General features: G+C 33.6%; 22 protein-coding genes and 1 other annotated feature. Of the genes, 4 read left to right on the top strand and 18 right to left on the bottom strand.

The genetic code is table 11. The features are described 5' to 3' along the window. Nucleotides 1–15 precede the first annotated feature (15 nt). Together FD26_RS08660 and FD26_RS08655 are read right to left on the bottom strand one after the other, a co-directional pair. Nucleotides 16–369: an MrcB family domain-containing protein gene (locus FD26_RS08660; RefSeq protein WP_057868038.1), complete on the bottom strand. Its 354-nt coding sequence runs from the start codon at nucleotides 367–369 to the stop codon at nucleotides 16–18. Nucleotides 370–388: 19 nt separating this feature from the next. Further along, the gene (locus FD26_RS08655) at nucleotides 389–1240 is read right to left on the bottom strand and encodes a LysR family transcriptional regulator (protein ID WP_057868037.1); all 852 of its coding nucleotides are present in this window, start codon (nucleotides 1238–1240) and stop codon (nucleotides 389–391) included. A gap of 112 nt (nucleotides 1241–1352) precedes the next feature. Here FD26_RS08655 and FD26_RS08650 point away from each other — a divergent pair, with 112 nt between their 5' ends. Further along, nucleotides 1353–1841: a GNAT family N-acetyltransferase gene (locus tag FD26_RS08650; protein WP_057868036.1), complete on the top strand. Its 489-nt coding sequence runs from the start codon at nucleotides 1353–1355 to the stop codon at nucleotides 1839–1841. A 113-nt stretch (nucleotides 1842–1954) separates the two neighbouring features. Next, nucleotides 1955–2204, top strand: a binding site (T-box leader). Between the two features lie 75 nt (nucleotides 2205–2279). Continuing rightward, nucleotides 2280–3287, top strand: a complete 1008-nt coding sequence (gene asnA / locus FD26_RS08645; RefSeq protein ID WP_057868035.1) for an aspartate--ammonia ligase — start codon at nucleotides 2280–2282, stop codon at nucleotides 3285–3287. A gap of 283 nt (nucleotides 3288–3570) precedes the next feature. On the opposite strand, the gene FD26_RS08640 is transcribed toward asnA, so the two are convergent. Beyond that, on the bottom strand, nucleotides 3571–4320 hold the full coding sequence (locus FD26_RS08640) for a LiaF transmembrane domain-containing protein (protein WP_057868034.1): 750 nt from the start codon (nucleotides 4318–4320) through the stop codon (nucleotides 3571–3573). 2 nt (nucleotides 4321–4322) lie between these two features. Further along, complete coding sequence (locus FD26_RS08635) at nucleotides 4323–4775, bottom strand: LytTR family DNA-binding domain-containing protein (protein WP_057868033.1); 453 nt, start codon at nucleotides 4773–4775, stop codon at nucleotides 4323–4325. Between the two features lie 274 nt (nucleotides 4776–5049). Between FD26_RS08635 and FD26_RS08630 the strand changes: the two genes are divergently transcribed. After that, complete coding sequence (locus tag FD26_RS08630; protein ID WP_057868032.1) at nucleotides 5050–5748, top strand: Bax inhibitor-1/YccA family protein; 699 nt, start codon at nucleotides 5050–5052, stop codon at nucleotides 5746–5748. A gap of 36 nt (nucleotides 5749–5784) precedes the next feature. Here FD26_RS08630 and FD26_RS08625 read toward each other — a convergent pair whose 3' ends face one another. The 7 genes from FD26_RS08625 to FD26_RS08595 all read right to left on the bottom strand — a co-directional run bounded on the left by FD26_RS08625 (nucleotide 5785) and on the right by FD26_RS08595 (nucleotide 11703). Next, nucleotides 5785–6927: a zinc-ribbon domain-containing protein gene (locus FD26_RS08625; RefSeq protein ID WP_057868031.1), complete on the bottom strand. Its 1143-nt coding sequence runs from the start codon at nucleotides 6925–6927 to the stop codon at nucleotides 5785–5787. A gap of 9 nt (nucleotides 6928–6936) precedes the next feature. Continuing rightward, nucleotides 6937–7725 carry an SGNH/GDSL hydrolase family protein gene (locus tag FD26_RS08620; protein WP_057868030.1) on the bottom strand — a complete coding sequence of 263 codons (789 nt, stop codon included), beginning with the start codon at nucleotides 7723–7725 and terminating at the stop codon, nucleotides 6937–6939. Nucleotides 7726–7727: 2 nt separating this feature from the next. Continuing rightward, nucleotides 7728–8597, bottom strand: coding sequence for a zinc ribbon domain-containing protein (locus tag FD26_RS08615; RefSeq protein ID WP_057868029.1), 870 nt, complete (start codon nucleotides 8595–8597; stop codon nucleotides 7728–7730). Between the two features lie 222 nt (nucleotides 8598–8819). Further along, nucleotides 8820–9749 carry a metal ABC transporter solute-binding protein, Zn/Mn family gene (locus tag FD26_RS08610; RefSeq protein ID WP_057868028.1) on the bottom strand — a complete coding sequence of 310 codons (930 nt, stop codon included), beginning with the start codon at nucleotides 9747–9749 and terminating at the stop codon, nucleotides 8820–8822. After that, nucleotides 9746–10597 carry a metal ABC transporter permease gene (locus tag FD26_RS08605; RefSeq protein WP_057868027.1) on the bottom strand — a complete coding sequence of 284 codons (852 nt, stop codon included), beginning with the start codon at nucleotides 10595–10597 and terminating at the stop codon, nucleotides 9746–9748. The genes FD26_RS08610 and FD26_RS08605 overlap by 4 nt, the downstream gene beginning before the upstream one ends. Next, entirely contained in the window at nucleotides 10597–11337 is a 741-nt protein-coding gene (locus tag FD26_RS08600; protein ID WP_057868026.1) for a metal ABC transporter ATP-binding protein, read from the bottom strand. The genes FD26_RS08605 and FD26_RS08600 overlap by 1 nt, the downstream gene beginning before the upstream one ends. A 150-nt stretch (nucleotides 11338–11487) precedes the next feature. Then, a complete protein-coding gene (locus FD26_RS08595; RefSeq protein ID WP_147000158.1) occupies nucleotides 11488–11703 on the bottom strand; it encodes a hypothetical protein in 216 nt (71 codons plus the stop codon). 229 nt (nucleotides 11704–11932) lie between these two features. Between FD26_RS08595 and FD26_RS08590 the strand changes: the two genes are divergently transcribed. After that, nucleotides 11933–12166, top strand: a complete 234-nt coding sequence (locus FD26_RS08590; RefSeq protein WP_057868024.1) for a hypothetical protein — start codon at nucleotides 11933–11935, stop codon at nucleotides 12164–12166. Between the two features lie 47 nt (nucleotides 12167–12213). Here FD26_RS08590 and FD26_RS08585 read toward each other — a convergent pair whose 3' ends face one another. The 7 genes from FD26_RS08585 to FD26_RS08555 form a co-directional block, all read right to left on the bottom strand. After that, complete coding sequence (locus FD26_RS08585) at nucleotides 12214–14391, bottom strand: L-type lectin family protein (protein ID WP_057868023.1); 2178 nt, start codon at nucleotides 14389–14391, stop codon at nucleotides 12214–12216. A 256-nt stretch (nucleotides 14392–14647) separates the two neighbouring features. Continuing rightward, nucleotides 14648–17179 carry a M1 family metallopeptidase gene (locus FD26_RS08580; RefSeq protein WP_057868022.1) on the bottom strand — a complete coding sequence of 844 codons (2532 nt, stop codon included), beginning with the start codon at nucleotides 17177–17179 and terminating at the stop codon, nucleotides 14648–14650. A gap of 261 nt (nucleotides 17180–17440) precedes the next feature. Next, complete coding sequence (locus FD26_RS08575; RefSeq protein ID WP_057868021.1) at nucleotides 17441–18880, bottom strand: glycoside hydrolase family 1 protein; 1440 nt, start codon at nucleotides 18878–18880, stop codon at nucleotides 17441–17443. Nucleotides 18881–18898: 18 nt separating this feature from the next. After that, nucleotides 18899–20782 carry a beta-glucoside-specific PTS transporter subunit IIABC gene (locus tag FD26_RS08570; protein ID WP_057868020.1) on the bottom strand — a complete coding sequence of 628 codons (1884 nt, stop codon included), beginning with the start codon at nucleotides 20780–20782 and terminating at the stop codon, nucleotides 18899–18901. Nucleotides 20783–20905: 123 nt separating this feature from the next. Beyond that, nucleotides 20906–21748, bottom strand: coding sequence for a BglG family transcription antiterminator LicT (gene licT / locus FD26_RS08565; RefSeq protein WP_057868019.1), 843 nt, complete (start codon nucleotides 21746–21748; stop codon nucleotides 20906–20908). A gap of 229 nt (nucleotides 21749–21977) precedes the next feature. Beyond that, nucleotides 21978–22349 (bottom strand): nuclear transport factor 2 family protein, encoded by a 372-nt coding sequence (locus tag FD26_RS08560; protein WP_057868018.1) that lies wholly within the window; start codon nucleotides 22347–22349, stop codon nucleotides 21978–21980. Nucleotides 22350–22443: 94 nt separating this feature from the next. After that, nucleotides 22444–22997: LysR substrate-binding domain-containing protein (locus tag FD26_RS08555; RefSeq protein WP_235526718.1), on the bottom strand; the 554-nt coding region annotated here is incomplete at its 5' end.

Below are 22997 nucleotides of genomic sequence, written 5' to 3'. Positions count from 1 at the left end.
GCGTTCGGATTAATTTTACAATCTACCATCTTTATAAATTTTTTTAAAAAGATTCCAACCTTGATTTAAAGAAAGATAAACTGACTTCATATCTTCACTAAATAAGTAAACAATATCAAATCCACTTTCTGCAGTAATAGATATTGCTTCACTAAATACGCCTATCCAAGGGATAGTTGCCCATCTTCCCTGTCCTGCCGATCCTTTAGAAATAAAAGTTTGGCCATTAAAAGAATAATTGTTAAAATCATTTAGCCCTATTCGAAGGCTAGACACCAATCTATTATTTTTAAAGTTTGTATTATTTTTACAATTCTTACTAACAGGATAATTATTTAAAATATCCATTATTTTTTCCCGTATATCCATATATAAAACCACCTATTTTTTATTTGAACATATTTACAAATTTAGAAATCAATTCAGATTTATCTTTATAGTTTCTCGTTAACAAATGTGCGTGAATATGATTAACAATATCCGTCTTAACTACTTTCAAAGTTCCTTCAGCAATTTCTTTTTCAACCATATTCTCGGGCAAATAACTAAAACCTAAACCATTGGCAACATTGGTTTTGATTGCCGCGATACTGGGTAAACTAGTCGTACGGAACTTTTTCTGATGTTGTTGCCAAACTGCTGTTTCAAATTGATTTCGATAACTACACTCTGGTTCGTTGATAATAAAATTACTCTTATCATCATTCAAAATTTTAACAAAGTTATTTTTATCTTCGGAAGTAACTAAGACCATCGTTTGCTCGCCTAAATCATGATCAATCAGCTTTTTATTAGGCCGACTGGGCCACATCATAAAAGCAACATCGACCTCACCTCGCAATAAAACTTCTTCATTATGTAAGCAAGTTGCATTTCGAAGCTCAATTTGAACATTGGGATACTGTTTTTTAAATACTTTCAACATTGGCGCTACCATAGTTATTGTTAAAGACTCTGGAGCCGCAATTTTTAAAATTCCCGTTTCTTCAGTTTGATTCCATTGTTTAATTTTCGAAAAATCATCTAAAGTTTTTTCAATCAACGGTAATAAATTTAATCCCGAATCAGTAATAGTTACTTGACGTTTTTTATATTCAAACAACTTTGTTCCCAGTTCGGTTTCTAAATTTTTAATTTGCATTGAGACAGTCGACTGCGTATATCCCAAAATTTCCGCAGCTTTGGAAAAGTTCCGTGTTTCTGAAATTGTCTTAAAGGTTCTTAATTCTCGAATATCCATTTTCATCCTTTGATATCAATTATTTTTATAGTTAGTATCTGTACTATCAATTATACATATGTATAGATTCAAGATACAATAAATTTAATCTTATTGAAATTGAGGTTCCTTTATGAAAATTATCCCTTATCAAAACAATCCTCACCATCTTGCTCAATTAGTAGATCTAATTAACTATTGCCAAAATATTGAAGCTAAATTAGCAATAAAAATGGCCGAACAAGATGATGTTTTTCAAATACCAACGTATTATCAACAAATCGGCGGCAATTTTTGGATTGCTTTGGATCAAAATCAAGTTGTCGGTTCAATCGCTTTATTACCAATAGACAATCAGACTGCCGTTTTAAAAAAATTCTTTACCTATCCAAAATTTCGAGGGAATCCAGTTCATCTAGGATCTCAGCTTTATCATGAACTCTCCGAATTTGCCCGAAAAAATAAATTTGAAAGAATCGTCTTAGATACACCTGAATTAGAAACTAGATCGCATTATTTTTATGAGAAACATGGTTTTAAGCAAGTAACCCCTGCTAATTTTAATGTTAGTTATGCTTATCCCGATCGTAATTCTCGTCTTTATGAACTTTATTTAAACTAATTCATAACCTCTTTCTTACATTAAAGGCAATTTAATAAATCACTTTTAAATTAATAAAAATCAAATTTAATTATTTACATTTCGAAAAAAGATGCTAATATAAGTGTCACAAGATAAAAACGACAAGAAAGAAGAGTAAGTTTTTCCACACTGACAGTGAGTTGGGAATGGTGAGAACCCAATTAGTAAATGGAATTTCTGAATAACACTTTCTTATGTTTCTGGCTAAAATGAGCAATCAGAGTAAGTTCAGACGTTAACCGGTACGTTACCAGCGGTGGAGCATGTTAGTGCTCTTTATGAGGTGGTCTATTTTTATATAGGCAACTTGGGTGGTACCGCGAAAAGTCTTTCGTCCCAATTATTAATTAACTTTAATAATTGGAATGAAAGACTTTTTTATTTTGCAATAATACAACACATTTGGAGGAATTTATTATGGACTTGATTATACCTAAGGACTACGATCCAAAACTATCTGTCAAAGAAACTCAAAAAGCAATTCAATACATTCGTGAAACTTTTCAAGATGAATTTGGTAAAGAATTGAATTTGTCACGTTTATCAGCACCAATGATGGTCGAAAAAGGCACCGGTCTTAACGATAACCTAAATGGTGTCGAATCTCCTGTTTCATTTACGATGAAGGGCATTCCTGGCGAAACTATTGAAATCGTCCACTCACTTGCTAAATGGAAACGCTTGGCCTTGAAACGTTATGGTTTTGGAATGCATGAAGGTATCTACACTAATATGAATGCCATCCGAAAAGATGAAGACCTTGATAATATTCATTCCATCTACGTTGACCAATGGGATTGGGAAAAAATTATTGCTAAAGATGAACGTACTACTGAAACTCTGAAGAGCACTGTTCGTCAAATCTTCAAAGTTATCAAACATATGGAACATGAAGTCTGGTACAAGTTCCCTAAAGCTGTCCATCATTTACCAGACGAAATTCACTTCGTAACAACTCAAGAACTAGAAGATCGTTGGCCTGACAAAACACCAAAAGAACGTGAAGATGCCATCTGTAAGGAACTCGGCTGTGTTTTCTTAATGCAAATTGGTGGACCTATGAAGAGTGGCAAACGTCATGACGGTCGTGCCCCTGATTACGATGACTGGAAACTAAACGGCGATATCTTATTTTGGTATGAACCATTACAACATGCCCTAGAAATTTCAAGTATGGGTATCCGTGTTTCCGAAGAATCAATGAGAGAACAATTAAAGATTGCTCACGCTGAAGACCGTGAATCACTACCATTCCATAAGATGTTGCTTGCTGGTGAACTACCATACACAATTGGTGGTGGTATTGGACAATCACGTCTCTGCATGTTGCTTCTTGGCAAAGCTCACGTTGGTGAAGTTCAAGCTGCTGTTTGGCCCGAAGACTTACGTAAGAAATGCGATGAGAACGGTATCCACTTGCTATAAAATGTAAATTCTCCCCTTATAAAAAAGAATCCAAGAGATAACTCCTGATTCTAAAAAAGCACGATAGAAATTTCCATGAAATATGGAATTCTCATCGTGTTTTTTTGATATTCGGCTGGTGATAGTAATAATCTTGCCAGCTTGAACTTTTGTTCCAATTTTTTTATTTTGCTTTTTTGCTATCTACAATAATCTGCTTATGATATCTTCTTTATAAGAGTTGCCTTCACTCCTTTACAAGAAGCATTTCCATAATTAAGAAGGCAGCTCTTTTTTCGTGCCTTTAAACATAACTAATTTTCAAGCCAGACAAAGAAACTAATCCTCGTACAGTAACATTAGGACTATCAGCAGTAACATCAGCGAACCCAACTTCTGTAACGCCTCCTAAATTACTATTCATTTCCTTTATAATATTCCAGTTTTTAGGAACATATAATTCCACGCCACTTAATGAAGCATTAACATTAATAACCGCTGAATCTAGAACATTAACATTGTCAAAATAAACTTTGGCATCCCCCATTGTCACATCAATATCAGCGCGTTTAAAATCATCCGATTTCACATAACGAATGCTGCTTCCCATTTTGACATAAACATTAATGTCAGATTCAGCAACGGTTTCCACATCAGGATCAACTTTTCTGTCAAAACTCACGCGTCCCCCACCATTCCATTGCTTCTTATAATAGCTACGTCGCATCCATGGACGATGTTTAACTAAAAGTGGGCGAAAAATCATCGATAATCCAATTGAAATTAGCAGTGCTGCTCCTAAAACAGTCCAAGGAACTAAAGCTGTGATTCCAAGTGGTTTAGCAAATAGAATTGCTAAAAATGCCAATGAAAAAACTGATCCAGCAATCGAGAAATAAACTAAGCTTTTAATCAAAACGGCTACTAAAAATATTGTCGCAATAATAGTCCAAAAGCTAAATGTATAGGTAATCAGGTGCATCTGACTAACTACCAATATTGCCGCACTTAGCAATAAAAATAATCCCCAAAATATTCCATTTCTATTTCGCATTTTCAAAACTTCCTTTGATTTAATTTATTCTTCAATTCTTTTAAAAAACGTCGTGATACATAAATCTGTTTGTAAGTATTTTTAAACTTAACTAAATTGCCTGTCACTGACCTCGTTAACGATAAAATTTCATTAACATTTAGAATTGATGATTTCGAAACCCGTAAAAAATCATCTGGCAAATTTTCTTCTAACTCATATAAACGGTAGTGAATCAAAAAGGCGTTATCGACAGTGTGAGCATAAACGTTGCGCTCATTCGTCTCAAAAAAAAGAATTTCTCTTAACTGCAAAGAATAAACCGTTTCATCAATATACCCATTTAAATGATTAAATTTACTTTCTACCGCTTGCAGATGCTTAATAATATCTTCCACTTCATCATCTTTTTTATTGGTTTTAATAATTATCTCTTTTTCTGAGTAATCTACCGAAATATCTAATTTTATCCTCACACTGTCACACCCCCTCTTGCTAAGAGTATTACACCACATTGCTCGTATGGTGTATAGGTTATTTGCCTAACCGGTCGTTATTAAAAACTAAGCGGTCATATAAAAAACAGCATGGTAACCATCTATGATGACTGCCATGCTGTTTTTTTACAATGAATAGTTATATCTCTGGCTTTATTTGAACGCATCTAACCAGCTATCGATTATTTTATTATTGTCATAAGAAATGTTATCCTATTATACAATAATCATAATTAATCACGGGAGGATATTTATGCAAACTATAGATAAAGTAAAATCTGCCGGTTTAGCCAAATTCACTTCTCTAGTCTATCTTTACACAGGCTTAGGAATTGCTTTTTGGATGATCTGTGCACAAGCTATTGCCAATAATCGTGCTCTTTCAATGGCACTATTCCAAGGAATGGCTCAACATCGTATTATCTCGATGATCCTAATGATCGGTATTCCAATCGGATTTATTAGTCTCTGCACTGCTTTTGCCAAACGATCATACCTTCTAACGTTTATTAGTTATTTAGGCTTCTTGTTCACATTATCGTTTATCGGAGTACCTATTTTCTACATCTACTCTGCTAAAAGTATTATTCAATCATTAACTGTTTCGTCAGCCGTTTTTGTCGTTTCAGCTATCTACGGTTTTGTTACTAAAAAGGATTTAACAAAATGGAATCGTACTTTAATGATTGGTCTTATTTCAATCATTGCTGTAGAAGCAATTAATCTTTTGATTTTCAAAAGCACTCCATTAATGATGTTAGTAAGTGCTGCTATTATCATCTTATTCCTCTTCTATATTGCTTTTGATTCACAAAATATCAAACGTATCTATGCTCAAAATTCTACATCTTCAAGTCTTGGTGCTTTGGCTTTATTAGCTTCTGTTAATTTAGTTATGGACTTCATCAACTTGTTCTTGAGCATCTTGCAATTGTTTGGTAACAATAACTAATAAAAAACGTTCAACTGAAATTCAGTTGAACGTTTTTTAATCTTTATACCAACTTTGATCATATTTAGATGAGTGTAATTCACCATCTGTATAATCATATGACTCAACAATAGAGCCCCCACCATCTTGATTAAATCTAATTTTAACGTGACCATCATTATTTTCAAGAATATCATAAGTTCCACTCTTATCACCCAAATCATAATTACCATCCGAGTATAAGGCTAAATCTGGATCACCTGTGTATTTACCTACCAATGAAGTATCTGAGGATGTTGAAGAATCATCTGAATCTTCCTCCTCATTCTTGTTACGACTATTATCTACATCAGACTTAGCAACTGTATCATTTTTAACAACCGTTGATTTTTTTGCTGGTTTTTTTACATTAATATTGGTGTTAATTACAGAATTATTAATCCCAACTTTTATTGTTTTAGTTTTAGTTTCACTTGTTTTTTTGGCATTAGTTATTTTTAATTTATAGATACCTGGTGTTAATTTATCAATATGATATTCGGAATTAACAGCTTTAGCTGCTACAGACTCTCCGTCAATATAAAATGTTGGATTACTTATATTGGTAGAAATATCCAAACTTTTACTCTTCATAGCAACACTATATTTAGGGTAAATCATGAAATATTTTCCCGTCTTCTTAAGACTAAAAGTATTATCCTTTTGACTATCATTTATTTGTACTTGAATTTCTTTCAAAACTTTTTTGTCATTCAAGTATAGTTGTTCTAATGAACTTATTTGATTAGAAGACAATCGCTTTCCATTTTCATCAACCAAAGCTGACTTCATTTGCGATGAAGATTTGCTTGTTACTTCACTTTGAAGTTTTTGTGCTTGACGATTTTCACTATAATACATGTTGCCAAGAAAATAAGCTGCCAACAGAATAATCACCAAAATAATACAACCAATAATTTTATTATTAGGTTTTTTATTTATCTTTTTTGGTGCGAATTTAGGTTCTTTATTTACTGTTTGATTATCTTTTGAAATATTATTGTTTTTCTTAACTGGTTCAGATTTTTTTTCATTTTTATCTGGTCTTTCTTCAGAATTTTCAGCCAGATATTTTTTTAAATCTAAACCACAATTCGAACAAAAATCAGACTCTTTATCTAGCTTAGCCCCACAATTTGGGCAATACTCTAATTCATCCATATTAATCCCCTATTTATTCTTAACTGTTTCATACAATAATTGTGCAATTTTATCATGTCCCAATTGATTAGGATGAAATGTATCCTTTTGACGATTGTAAACTTGGCTATATCCCAAATCATTCTTTGTAACTTGCGGATTATTCTGCCAAATTGTGGATAGATTCACCACAGGAACATTATATTTTTGTCCAATTTTTTTAATTACCTGATCATAAGTAGCATCATTAGCAATATATTTACCATCGCTTGGAGACCAAGTAGTCATCAATAAAATATGTGCTTTTGTTTCTGTTTTAACTCGACGAACTACTGTATCTAAATTAGTCGTAAAATCGCCAAGATGCTTAGCATCAACGCCATAAGCAGCATCATTAGTTCCAAACTCAATTGTCGTAATATCCGGCTGCTTATCAATCAAATCTTGAACATTGGGCAAGCCAAAATTAGTAACTGTTTTTCCCACTGACGATGTATTTATTTCAGTAACTTTTTTGCCTGTACCTTTTTGTAAATCATTTGAAAATAAGGTAGTAAAGCGACTATTCATTTCATTAGAAAATAATCCTACAGATAAAGAATCACCTAATGCGTAATAAGTTAATGTTTTCTTTTTTAAAGTCTTTAAATCATTTAAAGTCGTCATTTTTTTATTAGAAGTTTTAGATTTTGATTTAACAACTTTTCGTTCTACTTTTGTTTTATCAACTTTTGTCGTAGATTTTTTAGATGAACAAGCCGTCGCCAAAATAATCATTAGCAATAAAAAAAATGGAATAAGGAAATATTTTCTTCTCATTTTTACATAAGGTCCTTAAACAAAGTGTAATACTTGCTTATCATTGAATTGGCAATCATCTTGTATACCAGATACAAAACCAAATTATTTAGTAGCAAAGTAATTACTGCTACATAAATTTTATCCATATTGGCTTGAGCCTTTTCCAATACAATTGAACTTACATATGCGACAGTCCATATACTTGAAATAACTGCTAAAACTACCACTACGAATTTTATTGAACCTAATAAAGAAAACAATGCGGGCATTGATTGTAGTGATGTTAAATCTCCTGGTACGGACATCAATAAAAGAATTGCCATAATAATCTGTGCCACAATTAGCGAACTACTGTAACTTCCTAATTGATTAGCATAATCGAATAAACTAACTTTTTGGTCCACTAAGTATTTTTTGCAAACGAATCCCACTATCAAAAAGACAATATAATATAGAACTGCCAACATTAATATTTGAAAATATAATGAAAATCCTGTTGGAATGTTTAATTTCATCTCTTTAGCAATTGTTGAATAGTCACTAATGGCTGTATCCTCTAAAGCATCCTTGGCAGCTAAGAAAATCTTATCTAACACAATAAAAATTGCATATGCTGCTAATATAGCATTTAGCAATAATGTAGTTAGTCCAAAATATTTGTTATCATTTTTCACTATTGATGGTTTTAAAAGTGAATCTTTATACCAAGTAAAATAATTCAACGAATGCTTCTTTAAATTTGCAATGGTTTCATTATTCTTAATTTCAGATGTCGATTTACTTGTAGTTTCCCCGTTGCTTACATGTATTTCATCGACTGGCGTTCCACATTTTTTGCAGAATTTATCTCCTGGTTTAAGATCCGCCCCACAGTTTTTACATTTTTCCATAAAAATCCCCCTATGATTGATAAATAATTTTCACAATACATTTACAATTATAGCAAATGTTCTCTCAAGTTAAGGAAACAATTCATATATAAGTAATTTTAATATCTAGGCAAAATATTTGTACTTCTAAAAATATGGTAGTAGTATAAGTGACTCACGAAAAGACTCGAAACCGTTTAGCCCTCATAAGCTATGATTTCGAGTCTTTTTTTGTTTTTTTAACTATTTTAAACCATCATATATATGATCAATGTTCCACTTCATCATTGAATAATACGTATCTCCAGTAGTTCCCTTTTTAGCTAACGAATCGGTAAATATTTTTGAATAAATCGTTAAGCCGGATTCTTTAGCCACTTTATCCATTGATTTAGGCGAAACTGAAGATTCGACGAAAAGATGTTTTACCTCGGATTTTTTGATTTTTGCCAAAACAGCCTGCATTTGTTCTGGCGTCCCTTGAGCTTCAGTATTAATTTCCCAAATATAAGCTGGTCTTACATGATAAGCAGCTGAAAAATATTTGAAAGCTCCTTCAGAAGTTACTAATAAACGTTGTTTTTCTGGAATATTCAAATACTTGGATTGAGCTTGATGATGTAGCTTTTCCAATTTAGCTATATATTCATCGGCATTATCTTCATAGAAGTCAGCATTCTTAGGATCTTTTTGTTTCAATACATTAGCAATCGTTCTGACATATTTAACTCCATTGGCTAAATCTAGCCACGCATGAGGATCTTCTTCCTTAGTGTTAGTAGTTAAATGCTTAGCTTTAACCTCTTCACTGGCAGAAAAAACCTCTTGATTGAATTTTTTATGGGAAACTTTCATTAGTTTAGTAAACCAACCATTGCCACCAGTTTCTAAATTCAAACCATTATGAAAAACTACGTCTGCATCGCTGGCTTTGGAAACGTCAGTTGGTTGTGGTTCATATTCATGAGGATCCGTCCCGCGTTTTACAATACTGTATAATTCAATTCGATCTTTACCAACATTTTTTACCATATCTTCTAGAATTGAATTTGTTGTCACAACTTGAATCTTAGCATTATTATTTACCACTTGGTTATCACGTTGATGCAAGAACCAATACACACCGCTAATCATAGCGATAACGCCTATAAAAGTTATTATTATTCTTTTCATCGTGCCACGCTCCTTCTCAATTTGAAGAAGTTTTGTTTAGGTGAAAAAATAAATGATAGGGCAAATAAAAGTGCAGCTACAATTACAATTGCTGGTCCCGAAGCCCAATTAAAGGTGTAACTAAAATATAATCCTGCTATTGAAGCAATAACTCCTACAGTTGCCGACGAAATTAACATTGTTCCCAGTTTATCTGTCCATAAGAAGGCTGTAGCAGCCGGTGTAATCAACATGGCTACAACTAAGATAATTCCTACCGTCTGCAAAGCGGACACTGTGACTAACGTTAAAACTAGCATCAAGCCATAATGTATCAACTGTACATTCAGACCATAAGTTTTAGCATAAGTTTCATCAAAGGATGTCACTAACAATTCCTTGTAGAAAATCACTACGAATAAAATAACTATTCCTAAAACTACCGCTGTTGTCATAATATCTGTATCGCTAACAGCCAAGATATTTCCGAAAAGAATATGATGCAAATTCGTCGAACTTTCTGCCATTGAGATCAAAATGAATCCTAAAGCATAGAAGGCACTAAAAACTACTCCGATTGAGGTATCAGTTTTAATTTTACTACGGGCAGCCACGAAACCAATTAACAGTGCTGCTAAAACTCCAAAAATTGAAGCACCAATCAAAATATTAAAGCCAAAGATATAAGCTACAGCCACTCCAGGTAAAACGGCATGGGAGATGGCATCCCCCATTAGAGACATTCCCCTAAGAATAATAAAGCTTCCAATAATACCAGACATTATTCCTACCATGATGGCCGTAATCAAAGCACTCTGTAAAAAGTCATATTTTCCCAAAGCGTTAAAAAATTCAATTATTGATGTCATCACTGCACACCTTCCTTTGTCTGAAATAATACTGAAGAAAGATCTGCACTGAAGGCACTTCCAATATTAGTGGGATTATAGACCTCTTTAGCTGGTCCAAAATCAACAATCCCATGATTTAAAATTACTAAATCATCAAAATATTTTGTTACTTTATTTAAATCATGATGAATAACAATAATTGTTTTATTTTCGTCGCGCCACTGTTTGAGAATTGCCATAATAGCCGTCTCGCTTTGAAGATCAATTCCCACAAATGGTTCATCTAAAATAATTATTTCTGCTTGCTGCACAATAGCCCGAGCCACAAAAACTCGTTGCAGCTGCCCACCTGATAAATTACCAATTTGACGTTTGGCAAATTTAGTCAAAGAAACTTGTTCTAAAGCCTTTTGACTAGCCTGTTTTTCCCTTTGACCAGGATTTTTAAACAGTCCCAATTTTCCATATGTTCCTGTCAGCACTAAATCAAAAACATTAATCGGAAAAGTTAAATCTAGGTCCTTTCTTTGCTCAACATAAGCAATTTGTTTCTGAACTGATTTCATTGGTTGACCATTATAGTCGATTTTTCCTTGCCTAACTTTGATCAAATTCAAAATAGCTTTGATCAAAGTCGACTTGCCTGCACCATTGGGTCCAATGATTCCAGTTATTTTTCCAGCGTTGAATTGAACGGCAACATCAGAAAATACTGGTGTGTCATCATAAGCGACAGTGAGGTTCTTAACATTAAGCATACAAGAGCCTCCATTCTTTAAGTGGTTTTACCACCCTGATGTCAGGTTATCATATACTTCATGACGTTTCAATAAATTTGTTAGGCGGGCTTAATTCTGACATAAGGTTAAATTAAAAAAATCTTACTGTTTTATATCAGTAAGATTTCCCTAATTATCATTTGATCGTTTCTTACGACCATTTTTCTTAATATCTTCTAATGCTAAACTACGTAATTCATTCATATCAAAACCATACATATCTGAAAGAACTAATAATAGTTCTCCATCGACAACGCGATTTTTATCAGTTTCGATTGCACTTAAAACTGAAGTAGAAGTTGAAAAATTATATTTATCTTTAGCAATTTCAACAACCTGTCTCATAGTCAATTCTTTGAAAAATCTTTTTGTTTTTAAATACTTTCCTATCGTTACCATCAGCTAAGTTAAACCCTTACCTTTCATATATGATATTTTAACCCAAAATATGAATATATCAAAAAATCTCATTGAAAAAAAATCAAACTTAGTCTAAGATATGTTTGTCTCTTATAAAGGACAAAATATTTAATTGCAAACAGAAAGTACTATAAAAGACGTGGGGATATAAATTATGTATAGTAACAAATACTTAAAAGCCTATTTAATATTAAAAGATGTCCGACAGACCGATGTCACGTTATTGCTTAACAAATCCATTTCTACAGTACGCAGAAAATTTGAGAATTTAGGGTTTACCCAAAGTGATATTGTTCTACTACATGATAAATATGATATTCCTTTGGAAGCCTTCTTTTACGATGAAACAAAAGATAAAAATGGCTTCTTATTTAATAATAATAAATAAAAATAACAACCGACAATCTTTTTGATTATCGCTTGTTATTTTTTTTATTAATTGCTTGTACTATCAATAACTGTCCATGACATAGTTGAATTATAAGTCCCGGCCTTAGCCAAACCAGTCTCATCCATAAGAATTCCATCGTCATCTGTCCAATCAGATGTAACATCAGTCGTCTCACTATCAGCTTTAGTTCCTGAAGCAATTGTTACTGGTGTATCAGTCAATGATTGAGTAGTAGATTTAGGAGTATTTAAATAAACAATTCCTCCCTGCCACTTATTATTAACTGGCGTGGATTCTGCTGAAAGCTGCCATTTAGAACCCTTTGCTCTCGTATCAATAACTTTAATCGTCCAATCGTTAGCCCGTTTGATCAATCGCTTGACTGGATAAGCCTGTACAGTTCTAAAGTGACTATTTTTAGCAACCGTTAGTTGCAAACTTGTGGCCACATTAATTGTATAAGTAATCTCATTAGAAGTTTTATGAGTTTTTTTATTTTCTACATATAAAACAACCGTATTCTTGCCTATTTTTAACTGATCTGCTGGAACAGTGAAAGTAAATGGATTGCTAGTCATACTATCAATCGACATTTCATCAGCATTATTTACCCTTGAATGAACCTCAAAATCAGACGATGAAACAGTTGAACTATCGCTGTAGGAGACCGTTCCCTGAAGATCGACATTTTGATTCAAAACAGCATCAAGGCTTGTCTTGTCCGCAGATAATTTTATATTTGGAATATGTTTAATAACAAATGGCTTTGTCATAACATCTTTTTGCAAATCGTCACCGTCAAAACTAGCATGCTCTGTGGCAACACTTGTATCTGACACATCAGAGCCATTGTTGATTGTACCTGAAAAAGTTATTTTAGCTGAAACAATATTATCTTTCCAAAGTTGTTGTGCCAGCTTATGCTTAACTTCATTATCAGTCATGCCACTTAATTCAGAAATATCCTCGGTTGACGTCTTATTGTTCTTATCAGTATAAGTAATCAAAGCATTATCATAATCAATATGACTTGGCAATTTGATATCTGCCTCAATATTATTCCAAGGTTGAGAACCCGTCTTATATGTCAAATTATAATTAATATCAACTTTATCGCCATCATAAACCGTATTGCGATAAGGATCATCGGTCGTAGCACTGTCAATATAACGATTGGAAGTTTCATCAAACATCGTCGAATCAGCATCTGCTTCAACAATAGCAGGAATCGATTCAAAAATAACCAAATTATTTTCGGTACTATTACCCGTAGATCCCGTAAAGCCCCAATATAATTTATCATTAGTACCTAAATTAAATTTACTTAAATCAATTGGATAATTTTGATTAATTGTTGGCGTAGTTAAAGTTCCATCCAGAGCCTTATCATTGTACTTCATATTAATTTCAGGAGATCCAGTACCCGTATCTGCTGCTGGTATCCAAGTCATTGTTATATGGTGCCACCTGTCATTAGTTAAAAAGTTATCAGGATGCGTGGCGTTAGCAACCTTAAAGATGGCGTGATTATGAATTAATTTAATCGGTGTATTAAGTTTGCATTTAACATAGCTGGCTGAATCGCCCGGATAGTTATCAGCAATATGATTAGTAACATAACCAACATTATCTACAGAATCAAAGTTATTACCTATATCCCCACTTGTATTGGGATACGTATCAAATTCTAGTGCCCAACTATTTTGAATAGCCCGACTGGCAAGTGTTGATGAAGCGTCAGTCACTTTAGTTTCTGTTCCCCAGACACCTAAAGTCTCTCCCCAAAAAGTTTTATTGGGTAACGTTGTAAATGCTGTATCACTAGAGTTCTGTAAAACAAAAGCCATTCCATCACCAGTATCTGTACCTGAATCATTATCGTAGCCACCAAAAAACATCCACATAGACATTGTTTGACGCTTATTTATATCCACATAATTTTTTTCATCTTGGTTTGTTTGATCACGTTTAGACCAAATGACACCTAACTTAACATTGTTAGAAAACGCATCATATTGCGTTAATCTGATAATATCAGCCTTACTATTATTGTCGCCAGTACCTGGCGTTAAAATAGTTGTATTGTTATTAGTTATCGTTGGCACATTGAACCACTTTGTAATGTCAGTTAATCCATCCGGAACTGTTCGATCAACTCCATTTAGACTGGGATTATTCGACAAAACATTTTCTAAAGGTGTCTGTGGCAGATTAGCAGCCATTACTTTTTGACAATTAAAATTGACAAATATAACTGTACTTATTAGTAATACAAGAAATATTCCATATATTTTTTTAATGTAATCACCCTCAGTTATTACATAACCGTTTATCTAATTACTATTATAATCATAAAAAAAGTTTTATAAATTGATTAGTCTCTTATTATTTATTTTCTACACAAAAACACCTAATGACTAAAAATCATTAGGTGTTTTCGCTTTTTAATATTTATTTTTGGGGGAGACAAGATTATCTCTAATTATTAGCTGAAATAGCTTTATTCACAGCTTCCTTTTCATCCTCAATCAATTTAACTCTTGTTTCAACAAACTTAATATCCATTTGAATTTCACGAGTTAAACCTGGTGTATTAATTTTTGGTTCGAAAAAGGCTTTGAACTCAGCCAATCTTTCTGGTGTGTGGAAAATCATTGACGTAACAGTGATATACGTTGAAAATTCCATGTCTCCACCAACAGTCTTTTCTAGCCATGACCAGTCATTTCTGATCCAGTCCCAAGCGGCTTGTTGAGCATTATCATTAGCTAAAGTACCACGATACCATGAACGCAAATCTTGTGGCTTGATAACGTCGGCATTTTCAAATTGTCTAATAACTTTCTCAATCAATTCAGTCTTAGGAGTACTTGTAATTGCTACTGACAAGTCTGATTTATAACTAGGATCAGATGATTTAACATAATCATTCAGCAAATTATCAATCAATTCGGTACTGCTGTAATTTTTAACTTCGCTACGCAAAACCAAGACACGAATATCAGCTGGTAAAGCGGCTAACTTATCTTTATTAGCGGTAAATAGGTCATGAGCTGCAGCAATTGCTTTTTTATTATTAGCATATAAAGCGGCGTTCAAAACATATGGACGTGTCAATTGATCATCATTTGATTCGTTAGCCTTTGGTATCCAGCCTAAACGTTCAACTTGTTGGGCACTCAATTTATCAAAGAATTTTTGTAATGCTTCTTCTTCAGCAGAGCCAGCTGTAACAAACTTCTTCAAATTATTAGCTACTCGATATAATTCAGCGTTAACTACATTAGATTTACTATTAGCTACCTTAGTTAGCAAAGGAATGATGTCTGCATAAGAAACTTGATGAGCATCAGCCAAAAGACGAAGATTTTGAATAATTCCTAATTGAGAAATTGAATCGATCGAATCAATATTAGCAAGAATATCTTTCAAAAGTGTTTCGTCATATTTAACGATAAAGTGTGAATTATTTCCAACATTCAACAAGAATGGGGCTTTGGCATCATCATGCAATTCTTCATAATTTCCAACAGTAATAGTCTTTTCAGACATAATCTTAGGTGTAGCACCATAGTTACTGTTTAAAGGAATTTGCCAGAGACGTCCTTCGTCTTTACCAGCACCAATAAAGAATTGTTGTTGTGATAATTCGATTTTGCCATCAACTACGCTGGCAGTAACAACTGGATAACCTGGTTGTTCTAGCCATGAGTGCATAATCTTGCCAACATCAATACCCGAAGCATCGCCCAAAGCATTCCAAAGATCATCACCTTCGGCATTGCCATACTTATGAGCTTCAAAGTATTTCTTCAATCCTGCACGTAAGTTATCATCGCCAAGCAATGCGCGAACCATAACTAACATTCTGGCACCTTTTGCATAGACGATAGCACTGTCAAACAAGGCGTCGATTTCAGCTGGATTATTAACTTGAACGTGAACTGATTGAACACCGTCAGTTGCATCACGTTGAAGAGCTGCTGGAACATCGGATATTTGGAACATCTCCCAAATATTCCATTCAGGCTCAATAGCATCAACAGCAACGTATTCCATCATATTGGCAAAACTTTCGTTTAACCAAAGGTTGTCCCACCATTTCATAGTTACTAAATCGCCAAACCATTGGTGAGCCAATTCGTGAGTGATAACTGTGGCAACTAATTGTCTAGTATCAAGTGAAGTATTGTCAGGATCAACCATCAAATAGGCTTCACGGTAAGTAACAAGTCCCCAGTTTTCCATGGCACCAGCTGAAAAGTCAGGTAATGCTAACTGCCAAGAATGTGGAAGTGGATATGGTGTTTGATAGAAATCTTCATAAAACTCAATTGCACGCTTAGCAATATCCAAAGCAAAGTCTAATTCATTAGCTTTGTGAGCTTTTGTGGCAAAGACACCAACCTCAACGCCACTCTTTGTTTCAGTTGTTTTACTTTGTAGATCACCAAAGGCAAAGGCAATTAAATATGTAGACATACGAACAGTTGTATCGAAATAATGAATACCATTTTCGGTTCTGATTTCAGGCATATTGGCTAAAATAGTTTCGCCTGGTTGTTCATCGAACTTGATAGCCATATCAAATTTAGCTTTGGCTTCTGGTTCGTCAACACATGGAAATGCTTGACGAGCAAAAGTTGTTTCAAATTGTGTCCCAATAATTTGTTTCTTTTCACCATTAACTTCGTAATATGAAGGATAAATACCCATCATTGAGTCAGTTAATTTAGCATTATAAGTAATTGTTAGAGTTGTTTCTCCAGCTTGAGGCAAATCAATATTGATCGCATCATTAGCATTATCAACTGCGAATTGAACATCCTTACCATCAGCTTGAACAGATTTAATATTTAAATATTTTTGATGAATTGAGATTGATGGTACTTTAGCGTCACCATCAATGACTGTCTTACCAGAAAATTGTTTAGTTCCACGATTGATATCTAAGAATACATCGTAGCGACTAGGTTGAAATTTATCATAAAAACGTGTTATTTCAGTCATGAGTTCCCCTTTAATCATTTTTTAATATACTTCTAATTTATTATAATCTTTACAATATCTTACTTTCAATAGAAATGAAACCACTAACTCTCAAAATAAGTCTTCATTTCATCCTATTTAAGTTAGATAATACCAAAATATCCGACGATTGATGCCAATTAAGTGATCATAAATTATCACTTAAGGCTTAGATTGAGAACATTAAAAAAGACTACAACAATCTTGAATGATTATTGTAGTCTTTTTGAGGAACCAATAAAATTATAATTGCTCGCCATTAGAAGCAATTACTTCTTTGTACCAATCAAATGAAGCTTTTTTGTAACGGTTTAAGGTTCCATTACCTTCATCATCTAAATCAACGTAAATAAAGCCATAACGTTTACTCATTTGACCAGTTGAGGCACTGACCAAATCAATACAGCCCCAAGGAGTATATCCCATCACTTGTACGCCATCATCAATTGCTCCAGAAATTGCGTCGATGTGTTTTCTTAAATAATCGATTCGATAATCATCTTGGACAAAATTATTCTCATCAGGCTTATCAACTGCACCTAAACCATTTTCTACTACAAAGACTGGCTTTTGATAACGGTTATATAATTCGTTCAGAGCAATTCTAAGTCCAGTTGGATCAATTTGCCAACCCCAATCTGAGGCTTTCAAAAATGGATTCTTAACTCCGCCAACTAGGTTACCGTTAGCTGTCTCCAATTTTTTATCAGTAATGTTAATTGCTGTCGACATATAGTATGAAAAACCAATATAGTCGACTGGATTCTCTTTAAGAACTTGTAAATCAGCATCTGTAACATCCAGATCTTTAAAACTAAAGCCATAACGATTCATAACTGATTCTGTGTATGCTGGATAAGTTCCACGAACTTGAACATCGCCACAAAATTGATTAAAGGCTTGATTCTCTTTTAAAGCTGCCAATTGATTTACTGGATTAGAGTCATAAGCATATGTTGTTGCATAAAGTAACATGCAGCCAATCATAATGTCTGGTCTAACTTGATGAGCAATTTTAACCGCCTTAGCACCAGCTACGAATTGATTGTGCCAGGCCTGATAGATATTTTGCATCTTATCAGCACCATTAGATTTAACTAGACCTTGACCCATAACTGGGAAATGTAAGGCTGAATTAATCTCATTGAATGTCATCCAGTACTTAACTTTTTTAGCATAACGATTCAAAACAACTGAAGCGTATTTTTCATAAAAAGCAATCAACTTGCGATTCTTCCAACCGCCGTACTCCTTAACCAAGTTAAGTGGCATTTCATAATGACTGATTGTTAAAACCGGTTGGATACCATACTTCAAACATTCATCAATTAAATGATCATAAAATACTAATCCTGCTTCGTTAGGCTGTTCCTCATCGCCATTAGGGAAAACTCGACTCCAAGCAATTGAGAAACGATAGCATTTGAAGCCCATTTCAGCAAATAACTTTATATCTTCCTTATAGCGATGATAATGATCTATTCCTTCGTGATTAGGATAACGATATTTTTGTTCATCAATTGTCCAATCAAAATCTGGTTGATTAACAATTTCAAAACGTTCAGGACCACCGGGTAAAGCATCAGCAATTGATAAGCCTTTGCCGTCTTCGGCATATCCACCTTCTAATTGATTAGCAGCTGTAGCTCCGCCCCATAAAAAGTTTTTTGGAAATTTTGTCATAACATCAACTCTCCTTATTTAAACAACATAAAATGAAACTGTATTATTATCAACTGTTGTCTTTTCATTTGGTACAATTTCAACAAATTCTTTGGTATTAGTAACAATTAAAGGCGTTACTGTTTCATAACCAGCTTTTTTAATAGCCTCTAAATCAGCTTCAACCAACAAATCGCCCTTTTTAACATGTTGGTGATCTTTAACTTTAACATCGTAAGGCTTTCCTTTTAACTCAACGGTATCAAGGCCAATATGAATCAGTAACTCAATTCCACTATCACTCTTCAAGCCAATTGCATGTTTAGTTGGGAAAACTGTCTCTATTTCTCCATCAAAAGGTGCATAAAATTTACCATCTTCAGGGATAACAGCTACACCATCACCCAACATCTTTTGAGCAAAAGTAGGATCGTCAACGCTGTCTAAAGTGATCATTTCACCTTTAACAGGACTGTAAACTTTCTTTGTTTCTTTATCGCCAGATTCAATAGCAGAATTGTCAGCTGTATTTTTACTATCATCAGCAGTAACAACTTGTGGTCCATCATCAAAGCCAAGAATCATAGTCAGAACAAATGTTAATACAAAGGAAATAGCTATTACGATCAAAGCATAGATAAAGTTGCTAGGCATAGCTTTATTTACAAATTGAGGTATAGACAAGATAGATGGAACGGCAAACGCAAAGGATTTCAAATTAACAATTCCAATGAACAAACCAGCAATCGCACCTGAAATCATAGATGCATATAATGGCTTCTTATATTTCAATGTAACACCATACAAAGCAGGTTCAGTAACACCAGCTACTAGAGCTGAAACAGCGGCAGCAGAAGCAATTTGACGCGTATTCTTATTTTTAGTTTTAAAAGCTACAGCTAAACTAGCAGCACCTTGAGCAATATTGGCAGCTAACATAGCTGGTAAAATCAAACTATCTGGAGTAGCAATTGAAGCGGCTAAGAAGATTGGTGAAAAGGCCCAATGCATACCAGTCATAACGATAAGTGGCATAAATGCAGCCATTAATGGCATTGCCAACCAAGCAGCGTGTTTTTGAATAAGTAAAACGATACTTGAAAGAATATCTCCGGCCCATGTTCCGATAGGTCCAATAATGACAAGTGATACTACACCAATAATAAATATTTCCAACAGTGGTTTTAAAATACTCTTGAAACTGGCTGGAACTACCTTTTCCAAAAAGGCTTCTAAATATTTCATTGCCCAAACAATCAATAAAATTGGAATAACAGAACTAGAGTAACTAGTAGCCGTTACAGGCAAACCCATTAAGTGAATGGCTTTTCCCGAATTTACTAATGAAATAAAATTAGGATGAATCAAAATAGCACCAGCAATAACGGCCATCATCTGATTAACCTTGTGATACTTAGATGCTGTGATAGCAAGTTCAATTGGCAAGAAGTAGAATGGTGCATCGCCAAAGACACTAATAATTGTATAGGTTTGACTCTTAGTACTCATCCACCCAACTGTTGTCAGCAAGATAACAATAACCTTGATCATCCCACCACCGATAAGGGCTGGAATTAAAGGCGACATACATGAAGAAATAAAACTGGTAAATTGATCAAACCAATTACCTTTTTCCTCTTTTGATTTTTCGGTAGCGTTTTCACTTTCATCAGTAGGAAAATTACCCATCTTGATAATTTTATCGTAATAATCAGATACAGCATTACCAATGATTACTTGATATTGTCCATTTTGATGATTAATTCCCATGACGCCAGGAATTTGTTTAACTTTTTCATCATCAACAATACTTTCATCCTTCAAACGAAATCTTAAACGTGTGACACAATGAGTTAAATAATTAATATTGGCTTCGTTGCCAACTGCATCATAGATCTGCTTTGCAGAATCCTTTATACCCATGATTACATCTCCTATTATTTTTAAACTTTTTTAAGAGTGGTTAGTGTATAAAAAAAGACCTAATCTATCTTCCCTTAAGGAAATAAATTAGGTCATGCTCGTATTTACGATAACACCCTTATTTTAAAGATTCTTTACCAATCGACTGATATGAACTGTTAAATATAACAATTCTGAACTAGTGATAGTAAAATCATAATTTTCTGAAATATATTGCTTGATCTGTTTAGAACAACTGTATGGTTTTGCATAACGATGTTCCAAAGTTTCTAGTAAATCTGTATCATCTTCATCATCATAATGCTTGCCCTGTAGAACTCTTTGTGCAAAAAACTTCAAGTGAGTTATGAATCGATAATAATTCAACGATTGTTCATCAAATTCTGTATGAAAATAATCCTTGACGATATTCTCACAAGCTTTAATTATCTTTGTAATCTCATAAGCTTGATTCTGTTCAGCACCATTTTCGCTTTCGGCATTAATAAAATGAATCGCAATAAAGGCAGCTTCATCATCAGACAGATTTACGCTTTGAGAATCATTGATAACTTCAACAGCCTTTTGTCCGACCGCAAACTCATCAGCATAGAAACGGGCTACATCCCATTTCAAAGGATTGCTTAAAAGAATACCATCTTTAGCTCGCTTCACTGCCATATGAATGTGATCAGTTAGATTCACATAAACAATCTCATTTAATTTTTTACCAAGTTTCATTTTAGCAAGATTGATAATTCGTTCCGAAATTTCAATTTGATCCATCGGTACATCAATTACTAAGTCAGTAAACTTATTCATTGCTTCTTTATTTTTTAAAAATAAAGTTTTTTCTACTTTGGCAATATCGATCAAGTCACCGGTCTTTTTTCCAAATGTTACTCCCGGACCCATTACAAGAACATCAACGCCATCATGATTTGTTGCAATCGCAGCATTATTATTGAGTGCGCGTTTGATTTTCATGTGGTCACCCCTATTCAAAATAACTTAACAATCTCAGATATTTTAGGAGTATAATTCATGCTCAATTATTTTAATCGATAACACCTTATTATTAATATCCTATTGTTCTAAAGCTTGCATATGTCGTTAATGCTTTTTATTGATAACACACAACATCAAAAGTTATTGTAGTTATTAATGTATGCGTTGTCAATAACAAAAATTATTAAATCTGCCTTTTGGCATGCTTTTAATACGTACTGGCTACTTGATCTGTAATTACCCATCCGTCAGTCTTTTTAGCAAAAAACACCTTCATTTGCAGACACCACGTGTTGGTTCCACCACCCCAAATTTTAGCCTGAACTTGATTTTGCCCAACTAAACTGGCCTTTTTACCATTAACTTGAATATCTTTAATGGCATCTTCCTTTGATGAAAGATACTGCATCTCTTCATTTTGAATTTGATCGATCCATTCTAGCTTTGGCTGAACGTAACCTGTCATATGAGTTAGTTTCATAGATGGTGCTAAAATTTGATTTAGTTTATTAATATTTTTTCGAACCATAGCTTCATTTTCATCACGATATAATTGAATAATTGCTTCTTCATCTGTCATTTTCTATCACGCTTTCTTCTCTTTACAAAGAGCATGATATCAGGATTTATCAGCATATCCTATTTTAAAATAACAATCTATTCATAAGTAAAAGTTATGCAAAATTTTGTTTCAATAAATCAGCAAAACTTTCGATATAATAACCGGAATTATTATCTTTCCAATATGCATAATAATTTTGAATCAATTTGTTATTTCCTTTAACCAAGGGAATCATTTTAACGACACTTTGATCCAATTGTTTTTCCATCCGTTGATTAATAATTAAATATCCTTGATTTGAAGCAATCAGCATTTGTGCCTCGTCATAATTTTTAGCAGTAATAAATTTACTTTTAACACCTAAAACATCCCGATAGTATTCCTCTTCAGAACTCTTCTGATTACTATCAATAATCAGAATACAAGGCAAATCAATTAAATTATTAATGTCAATCTGATCTTTTCCCACTGGCAAAGATTGACTGACAGCCACCATAAATTCGCTTGAAGTTAAAAATTCATTTTGATACTCATTAGATAACGCTCGTCTTTGATCGGAAAAGTTCAAATCAATCTGATCTGTTCTTAATAATTCATAAAGCTCTTCATGTGTACCACTCGTTATTTTTATTTTTACTTGGTAGATTGTAAAATTAATCCGAACGC

The sequence above is a fragment of the Companilactobacillus crustorum JCM 15951 genome, assembly GCF_001434585.1.
Classification (GTDB): Bacteria; Bacillota; Bacilli; order Lactobacillales; family Lactobacillaceae; genus Companilactobacillus; species Companilactobacillus crustorum.
Note: the sequence above shows the minus strand (reverse complement) of the source record. Positions and strands in the feature narration are given on the sequence as shown.